Here is an 8267-nt window from a genome sequence, read left to right as displayed (position 1 = left end):
CGGGTTTACGGCGTCTCCCGCAACCGGACCCACCCCGCCATCCCTCAGGAAACCAGCTGTTGCTGTTGCTGTTGCTGTTGCTTCGGCCATAGCTGTTGCTTCGGCGGGTGCAGGGCGCAGCCCTGCCGAAAAACACACATAAAAAAACAGCAGGCCGAGGCCTGCTGTTTCGGTGTAATGGTGCGCCCGGAGAGATTCGAACTCCCGACCGCCTGGTTCGTAGCCAGGTACTCTATCCAACTGAGCTACGGGCGCCAATTACATAAACTTGTGGTGTTGACTGTGTATGGTGCGCCCGGAGAGATTCGAACTCCCGACCGCCTGGTTCGTAGCCAGGTACTCTATCCAACTGAGCTACGGGCGCGCGGTACACAATCAAATTTTACTGCATTTCCAGCGGCGGATGCCGGAAACCTGTCGAGTGGTGCGCCCGGAGAGATTCGAACTCCCGACCGCCTGGTTCGTAGCCAGGTACTCTATCCAACTGAGCTACGGGCGCCCTGCGACAGGAGCGGAATTATGCGGATGTCGGCGCGGACCGTCAACAGTTTTGTGAAAATTTTCATCCAACTGAATGAAAAAGCTGTCAGCCACGGCGTCCGGCGCCTTCAGCCACGCGAAATGATCGGCGCGCGTGCCCAGTTCCTGCGCGGACAGCACGCGCAGCTGCGCGTCCACATTCGGCAGCTTCGCCAGCAGCGTCTGCATCGATCCGGTGGGGGCCAACCAGTCGTGCTCCATCAGCACCGCCTGCGCGCTGCCATGCACGCGCGCCATCTGCGCATCGAGGTCTTCGTCCATGCCGGACGCGGCGTAGTGGTTGTTCAGGCCCACGCGCGCCCAGTCGGCAATCAGGCCGCGCGCCTCGGTGCCGCCGAAGCCAAGGCGACGGCCATGCAGCACGCCCTGGCGCTGCGCGATCCACGGCAGAAAGCGGTAGACCAGCGGCAGCAGCCATCCGCGTGGTGGCGGGAAGCCACGCCAGAACGGTGAGCCGCTGGCGGCCAGCCACAGCCGGTTGAAGTGCTGCGGATGGCGTCCGGCATGCACGCAGGCCAGCTGCCCGCCAAGGCTGTGGCCGCCGATGATCCAGGGCAGGGTGCCAGCCCCTTCATCCGCTGCAGCCAGAACGGCCTGGCTGCCTGGCAGATCCTGTTCGAGTACCTCGCGATAGCCCCAGTCCAGCGCGCGCGATGGGCGCAGCGAACTGCTGCCGTTGCCGCGCCACTCGTGCAGGTACACCGCCACGCCCTTCGCAGCCAGCGCCTGCGCCAACGGCAGGTAATGGCGCGCGGCCACGCCCAGCGCGGGCAGCCACAGCAGGCGCGCAATGGGGTGCGCGGGCACGCAGGCAATCACTTCGTAGCGATGGCCGTCGTCGCACTGTACGGCGAGGATGCGCGGCGCCAGGTTCATGCGTGTGGTGCCGCGCCGAAGTGATCGAGCACCCGCACCTCGCTGCGACCAGGGGCATGGCTCCGCTGCAGGCTGCGTGCGACGTAATCGATGCCGGCTTCGCAGGCGTTGGCCAGGCTCAGGCCATTGCACAGCTGCGCGGCGATGGCCGCAGCCAGCGTGCAGCCGGTGCCATGTGCGTCCAGTGGCAGGCGGGCGTGGATGAATTCTTCGTTGCTGACGCCGTCGAAGTAGCGGTTGATTACGCGGTTGCCTTCCTGCAGGTGGCCACCTTTCAGCAGTACGGCGCCGGCACCGAGATCGAGCAGGGCTGACGCCGCGCGCTCAGCGTCATCGCCATTGCTGATCTTCCGTCCGACCAGCAGTTCTGCTTCCGGTGTGTTGGGGGTGATCAGCGTGGCCAGCGGGATCAGGCGCTCACGCATGGCCTGCAATGCGCTGTCTTCCAGCAGGCGCGCCCCACTGGTGGCGACCATCACCGGGTCCAGCACCACGTGCGGCGGACGATGCTTCTCCAGTGCGTCAGCAACGGCGTTGATCACGCCGGCGTTGGCCAGCATGCCCAGCTTTACCGCGTGAATGTCGAAATCGTCGAAACAGGCTTCCAGCTGCGCGCGCAGGAAGTCGATCGGCGGCACATGCACGGCGATGACGCCACGCGTGTTCTGCGCGGTCAGTGCGGTGATTGCGGAGAGGCCGTGCACGCGATGCGCGGCGAAGGTTTTCAGGTCGGCCTGGATGCCCGCCCCTCCACCGGAGTCGGAGCCGGCGATGGTGAGAGCGGAAACGGGAGTGGTCGGGCTCATTCCGCGATTGTGCCGTGGTCCCGCAGGGGAAGGTAGACCCACGCCATGCGTGGATGCGCTTCACCTCAATGCCGCCAGCGCGCCCACTGCTGGTACAGCACATAGCCCAGCCCGGTCAGGCCGGTCAGCAGGGCGGGGGCGAGCAGGGCGTCGTACTGCCAGCGCATGAACAGCCAGGCGCCGATGATGCCGCCGGCGAGGAAGCCGCTGATGATCAGGCCGCTGAGGGTCAGGCGTCGTACCTGCAGCGGCAATCCGCGCAGCAGGTGGCCCAGGCCGATGCCGAGGTCGGTGAACATGCCGCTGAGATGGGTGGTGCGTACCACCGCGCCGCTGAAGGTGGTGGCCATCGCGTTCTGCAGGCCGCAGGCCATGGCGGCGGCCAGTGCGCCCCAGATCTGGTGGCGTTCGAACAGCGGAATGGCCACCAGCAGCAGCGCGGACTCCAAGGCCAGCGCCACGCCGTAGCGTCGGCCCAGTTGCAGGGTACTGTCCTGGATCAACAGGCCGCTGAGCATCGCACCCAGTGAGAACGCGATCAGCAGCCCCCACAGATGGCCGACCGCGCGCCAGTCGCCCTGCGCCAGCGCCATGCCCAGCTGGCTGGTGCTGCCGGTCATGTGGCTGACCGCCTGATGCTCGAAGCCGAGGAAGCCGACCACGTTGACCATGCCGGCCACGCACGAGAGCGCGACCGCACCAATCCAGACCCAGGTGGGCAGGCGTATTCCCATCGGCAAGGCCCCTCAGGGCCCGCCGAAGCCGCCGTTGAACTGCAGCTCGCTGAAGGTATTGCTGGAGGGGTCGAACACCGCGCCCCAGAACTGCGTGCCGCCGTCGCAGACGCGGATCGCTTCCCGTGCCGGATTGATGCCGCTGCCATCGGGCAGATGGAAGGCGTTGACGTAGATCAGCCGCTTGCCGGCGCTTTCGATGCCGACGTACTGGCGGTCGAAGTCCAGCACCTTCGGGACCTGTGCCTGCAGCGACGAGAGCTGTGCTTCCAGTTGGTCGATCTGCTGCCGGCTGGGTGCCCAATAGCCGCTGACCCGGCCCGCCTCGCGGCCTGGACTGGGCCGCGAGCAGGTGTCGAGCACCTGCGCGGCGATGATCGGGCGGGTGACCACCCAGGATTGTCCGGTACGTTCGGCGGTCGGCACGCTGGCCGGGCCGCGCGTGGTGGTGCAGGCGCCGAGCGCGGCTGCGAGGGCGATCGCAGCCGTGGGCAGCAGCAGGCGGGTGCAGCGGTTCACAACACCTCCGAAGCGTAATCGGCCAGGCGCGAGCGTTCGCCACGGCGCAGGGTGATGTGCGCACTATGCGGCCAGTTCTTGAAGCGATCCACCGCGTAGGTCAGGCCCGAGGTGGTTTCGGTCAGGTACGGGGTGTCGATCTGCTCGACGTTGCCCAGGCAGACGATCTTGGTGCCGGGGCCAGCACGGGTGATCAGCGTCTTCATCTGCTTGGGGGTGAGGTTCTGCGCCTCGTCCAGGATCAGGTAGCGTGACAGGAACGTGCGGCCGCGCATGAAGTTCATCGAGCGGATCTTGATGCGGCTGGCGAGCAGGTCGTTGGTGGCCTGGCGGCCCCAGGTGCCGCCTTCCTGGTTGTGCGTGAGCACTTCCAGGTTGTCGGTCAGCGCGCCCATCCACGGCGTCATCTTCTCTTCCTCGGTGCCCGGCAGGAAACCGATGTCCTCGCCAACGCTGACCGTGGCGCGGGTCATGATGATCTCGCGGTAGCGCTGCTGGTCCATCGTCTGCGCCAGGCCGGCGGCGAGTGCCAGCAGGGTCTTGCCGGTACCGGCGGTGCCCAGCAGGGTGACGAAGTCGATCTCCGGGTCCATCAGTGCGTTGAGGGCGAAATTCTGCTCGCGGTTGCGTGCGCTGATGCCCCACACGGCATGGCTGCCGTGGCGGAAATCATCGACCAGCGACAGCACTACCTTGCCGTCGCCGACCACGCGGCTGACGCGCAGTTCGACTTCGTCTTCGCCGGGCAGGTAGACGTACTGGTTCGGGTACCACTCCTCGCCATCCTGCGCCTGGATCTCGTAATGGCTGCGGCCCTTGTCGCTCCAGCTGCGCAGATCCTCGCCGTGGCGCTTCCAGAAGTCTTCGGGCAGCTCGGTGGCACCGGTGTAGAGCAGGCTGAAATCGTCCAGTGCGCGGTCGTTCTCGTAGTCCTCGGACACGATGCCGGCGATGGCGGCCTTGATCCGCAGGTTGATGTCCTTGGAAACGAACACCACCGGCAGGTCCGGCGTTTCTTCCTTGAGGGCCAGGATCGCGCCGAGGATGGCATTGTCCGGAATGACCTTGCCAAAGCTCTTGCCCGCGTCGAAATGGCTGGTCTGGAAGCGCAGCTTGCCGGCGCTCTGCTTGCCGCGCAGCTGCAGGCCATTGGGACGCTGCAGTGGAATGCCGTCGGCCAGGTTGTCCAGGCCGGATTCCTGCACCAGCTCGTTGAGGAAACGGCTCACCTGGCGAGCGTTGCGGCTGGCTTCGGAGGTGCCCTTCTTGCCGTTGTCCAGCTCCTCGATCACCTGCATGGGCAAGTAGATGTCGTGCTCCTCGAATTTGAACAGCGCGGTGGGATCGTGCATCAGCACGTTGGTATCCAGCACGTAGATGCGCTTGCCTCGGGTCATCGTCGATTCCTGGTTACGGGCAGGGAAAAACCACCACGGCCTGCAGCGGGGCAGGGTGATGGCAGACACGGTAGGCAGTGGGACTCACTTGGACTGGGAGGCCTTCAGTTCGGCGAGAACGGCATCGGCATGGCCGGCAACCTTGACCTTGCGCCAGGACTGCACGATGCGGCTGTCGGGGGAAATCAGGAAGGTGCTGCGTTCGATGCCACGTACCTGCTTGCCGTACATGTTCTTCATCTTGATCACGTCGAAGGCGCTGCACAGCGCTTCGTCGCCATCGCTGACCAGCGGGAAGTTGAAGCCCTGTTTGGCGCAGAAGTTGTCGTGCGACTTCACCGAATCGCGCGAGACGCCCAGTACCACCGCGCCTGCCTTCCTGAACTTCGGCAGCAGGGCGTTGAAGTCGATGCCTTCGGTGGTGCAGCCCGGCGTGCTGTCCTTGGGATAGAAGTACAGCACCAGCCATTGGCCGGCATAGTCGCCGAGGGTGGCGTGGTCGCCGCCGGACAGGGCCAGCGGCAGGGAGAGGGTAGTGCTGTCCAGGGTGTCGCCGTTGTTCATGAGGTCCTTCTGTCGAGCCTGGGTTCTTGCCATTACAGCTACATGAAACGCCACGCGCGCGTGAGAGACGCGCGAAGAATCAGAACTTCATGGGATCCATGATCGCGTCCAGGTTCAGGTGGTCGCAGAACTCAAGGAAATCGTCGCGCAGCGCGGCAATATGCATGTTGGCCGGCACGCCGATGGTGACCTGTGCGCTGAACATTTCCGCACCGGTCTGCATGGCGCGGTAGCGCGTGCTCTGCAGGTTCTCGATGGTGATGCCCTGGCGGTCGAAGAAATCGGCCAGCTGGAACAGGATGCCCGGCTTGTCGGCGGCGATCACCTCGACGATGTAGGGCAGCAGGTTGGACTGCGCCTGCTTGGCGGCGGTGCGGTACCAGACCAGCTTCAGCCCTTCCTCGCGCTCCAGCCGGGTCAGCATCGCCTCCAGCTTGGCCACCGAGTCCCAGGAGCCGGTGGCCAGGGCGGTGACCGAGACGTCGCGGCCGACCGTGGCCAGGCGTGCGTCCACCAGATTGCAGCCGCTGTCGGCGATGCGGCGGGTGACGGGCAGCAGGGGGGACTCCGGATGCGTCGTGTAGGCGTTGATCAGGAGGTGGTTTTCGCTCGGCGCGGGGCGCGGGGTGGTGTCGGTCAAGGCGATTCCGGGTAATGCATGCGTGAGTCTGAATGCCCGCCAGAGGCGGGGATCCACCGGTGTCCAGCATACTTGCCCGTGCTTTCGCGCCGCAAGTAACATTCAGGTCGCCCCCGGCCTTTCGTGGCGGGCGTTTTCCCTTTCCAGCCAAGAGCAGCACGTCCTTGTCCCTTTCCGGCCTCATCACCGCGCTGGCGACCCCGTTCCGGGCCGACGGCGCCCTCGATCCCGACGGTTGGCAGCGCCTGCTGCACCTGCAACTGGAAGGTGGCGTCCATGGCGTTGTCGTTGCCGGCTCGACCGGCGAAGCGGCAACCCTCACCGATGCCGAGTACGACCTGCTGCTGGCCAGCGCGGTCGAACGCATTGGCGGCCGCATCCCGGTCATGGCCGGCACCGGCCTGTCCGGTACTGCCAAAACCATCGAACAGACCCGTCGTGCGGCCGCGCTTGGCGCCAGCCATGCACTGGTGGTCACCCCGCCTTACGTAAGGCCGACCCAGGCCGGCCTGATTGCCCATTATCGTGCGGTCGCCGACCAGGGCGGGTTGCCGGTCGTGCTGTACAACGTGCCCGGCCGTACCGGTTGCGACATGCAGCCGGAGACCGTGGCCGAACTGGCCAGCCACCCCAACATCGTCGGCATCAAGGAGGCGGTGGGCGACACCGGCCGGGTGCAGGCGCTGCTGGCGCTGCGCAGCCCGAAGTTCGCGGTCCTCAGTGGCGATGACGGCACCGCCGCGCGCTCGATCCGGGCCGGCATCGATGGCCTGATCTCCGTGGGCTCCAACGTGCTTCCGGGTGCCTACCGCCGGATGTGCGAACTGGCCGCCGCGCACGACCATGCAGCCACCGAATCCTGGGACGCGCGCCTGCAGCCGTTCCACGATTTCTGCGGCGTTGAACCGAACCCGATTCCGGTCAAGGCGCTGCTGCGCCGCATCGGTGTCGGCCATGACCTGCGCCTGCCGCTGCTGCCGCTGTCGGCGCCGCACCATGCGGCCGCCGACCACCTTGCCGGCGACATCGCCGCCCTCGAAGCCCTTTCCAGCCACTGACCTTCCGTCTTGGTCTGACCCAGGAGATTCACATGCGTCAATCCGTTTCCACCGTCCGCGTGCTGTCCTATGCCCTGCTTGCTGTGGCGGTCGCTGCCGGCACCACCGGCTGCTTCAAGCGCGGCGTCAAGGGCGACTACGCCCTGGCCCCGGAAATGCGTCCGCTGGAAGTGCCGCCGGACCTGAACCTGCCGGCCACCACCGGCGACAACAAGGTGCCGACCCTTTCCTCGGCGACCAAGCCGGCGGCCCCGGTGGCTGCGGCCCCGGCCGTGGGCAACACGGGTTTCACCATCGCCGGTGGCAAGGATGAGGCCTTCGCCAAGGTCGGCACCGCGCTGGAAGGCGTGGAAGGCGTGACCATCGCCAGCCGCGCGCAGCTGCTGGGCTCGTATGACGTGGCCTACGAAGGCAGCAACTTCCTGGTCCGCGTGGTGGCCGTCGATGCCGGCGCCTACATCTCCGCGGTGGACCCGCGCGGCCTGCCGGCCACGGCCGAAGCGCCGGTAAAGCTGATCGCCGCGCTCAAGGCGAAGCTGGCGCAGTAAGGGCTGGTCGGGTGGATGCGGGCCTTGGTCCGCACCTGCCTTGGGTAGCGCCGGGCCATGCCCGGCGAGCTTGAAGCGCGGCCCAGGATCCGCCGGGCATGGCCCGGCGCTACCGGAAATGGAAAAGGGCGCCCAAGGCGCCCTTTTTCGTTGTCGCAGCAGGCGCTTCTCAGCGTTCCAGCAGCTTCAGCTTGTCCGGCTTGCCATCCCATTCGCCGGCGTCGGCAGGCGGATCCTTGCGCACGGTCAGCACCGGCCACTCCTTCGCCAGCTCGGCGTTGAGGGCGACGAAGCTCTCCTGGCCGGCAGGAACATCGTCCTCCGGGAAGATCGCGTTGACCGGGCATTCCGGTTCGCACAGGGTGCAGTCGATGCACTCATCCGGATCGATCACCAGGAAGTTCGGGCCTTCGTGGAAGCAATCCACGGGGCACACTTCCACGCAATCGGTGTGTTTGCACTTGATGCAGTTTTCGGTGACGACAAAGGGCATGGGCTGGGGGCGGATCGATTCCTGAACCCGCCAATTCTAGAACAGGTTGGCCCCCAGTGTCGGCGCGGGGCGGAAATCGGGCGCCTGGCAGG

General features: G+C 66.1%; 10 protein-coding genes and 3 tRNA genes. 2 read left to right on the top strand and 11 right to left on the bottom strand.

Features of this window, described 5'->3' with window-relative positions:
* Window positions 1-178 precede the first annotated feature (178 nt).
* From VG543_RS20880 to VG543_RS20835, 10 genes are all read right to left on the bottom strand, one after another.
* Window positions 179-255: transfer RNA gene (locus VG543_RS20880), tRNA-Arg, on the bottom strand.
* Window positions 256-287: 32 nt separating this feature from the next.
* A tRNA-Arg gene (locus tag VG543_RS20875) sits at window positions 288-364 on the bottom strand.
* Window positions 365-422: 58 nt separating this feature from the next.
* Window positions 423-499: transfer RNA gene (locus tag VG543_RS20870), tRNA-Arg, on the bottom strand.
* Window positions 490-1416, bottom strand: coding sequence for an alpha/beta fold hydrolase (locus tag VG543_RS20865; RefSeq protein WP_312545460.1), 927 nt, complete (start codon window positions 1414-1416; stop codon window positions 490-492). The genes VG543_RS20870 and VG543_RS20865 overlap by 10 nt, the downstream gene beginning before the upstream one ends.
* Window positions 1413-2222, bottom strand: coding sequence for a bifunctional hydroxymethylpyrimidine kinase/phosphomethylpyrimidine kinase (thiD, locus tag VG543_RS20860; protein ID WP_423178935.1), 810 nt, complete (start codon window positions 2220-2222; stop codon window positions 1413-1415). Before thiD ends, VG543_RS20865 begins: the two co-directional genes overlap by 4 nt.
* 65 nt (window positions 2223-2287) lie before the next feature.
* Window positions 2288-2956, bottom strand: a complete 669-nt coding sequence (locus VG543_RS20855) for a YoaK family protein (RefSeq protein WP_180877714.1) — start codon at window positions 2954-2956, stop codon at window positions 2288-2290.
* Between the two features lie 12 nt (window positions 2957-2968).
* A complete protein-coding gene (locus tag VG543_RS20850; RefSeq protein WP_019661174.1) occupies window positions 2969-3475 on the bottom strand; it encodes a hypothetical protein in 507 nt (168 codons plus the stop codon).
* The gene (locus VG543_RS20845) at window positions 3472-4872 is read right to left on the bottom strand and encodes a PhoH family protein (RefSeq protein ID WP_019661175.1); all 1401 of its coding nucleotides are present in this window, start codon (window positions 4870-4872) and stop codon (window positions 3472-3474) included. Before VG543_RS20845 ends, VG543_RS20850 begins: the two co-directional genes overlap by 4 nt.
* Before the next feature lie 84 nt (window positions 4873-4956).
* Complete coding sequence (locus tag VG543_RS20840; RefSeq protein ID WP_019661176.1) at window positions 4957-5436, bottom strand: peroxiredoxin; 480 nt, start codon at window positions 5434-5436, stop codon at window positions 4957-4959.
* A gap of 79 nt (window positions 5437-5515) precedes the next feature.
* Entirely contained in the window at window positions 5516-6076 is a 561-nt protein-coding gene (locus VG543_RS20835) for a glycine cleavage system protein R (protein WP_019661177.1), read from the bottom strand.
* 164 nt (window positions 6077-6240) lie between these two features.
* Here VG543_RS20835 and dapA point away from each other — a divergent pair, with 164 nt between their 5' ends.
* Window positions 6241-7134, top strand: a complete 894-nt coding sequence (gene dapA, locus VG543_RS20830; RefSeq protein ID WP_019661178.1) for a 4-hydroxy-tetrahydrodipicolinate synthase — start codon at window positions 6241-6243, stop codon at window positions 7132-7134.
* Between the two features lie 32 nt (window positions 7135-7166).
* Window positions 7167-7682 carry a hypothetical protein gene (locus VG543_RS20825; protein ID WP_019661179.1) on the top strand — a complete coding sequence of 172 codons (516 nt, stop codon included), beginning with the start codon at window positions 7167-7169 and terminating at the stop codon, window positions 7680-7682.
* A 169-nt stretch (window positions 7683-7851) separates the two neighbouring features.
* On the opposite strand, the gene fdxA is transcribed toward VG543_RS20825, so the two are convergent.
* The gene (gene fdxA / locus VG543_RS20820) at window positions 7852-8175 is read right to left on the bottom strand and encodes a ferredoxin FdxA (protein ID WP_004153066.1); all 324 of its coding nucleotides are present in this window, start codon (window positions 8173-8175) and stop codon (window positions 7852-7854) included.
* Window positions 8176-8267 lie beyond the last annotated feature (92 nt).

Origin of the sequence: Stenotrophomonas sp. CASM101 (assembly GCF_049384845.1) — a bacterium.
Classification (GTDB): Bacteria; Pseudomonadota; Gammaproteobacteria; order Xanthomonadales; family Xanthomonadaceae; genus Stenotrophomonas; species Stenotrophomonas hibiscicola.
The sequence above is the reverse complement of the archived record's forward strand: the minus strand, read 5'-3'. Positions and strand labels throughout refer to the sequence as shown.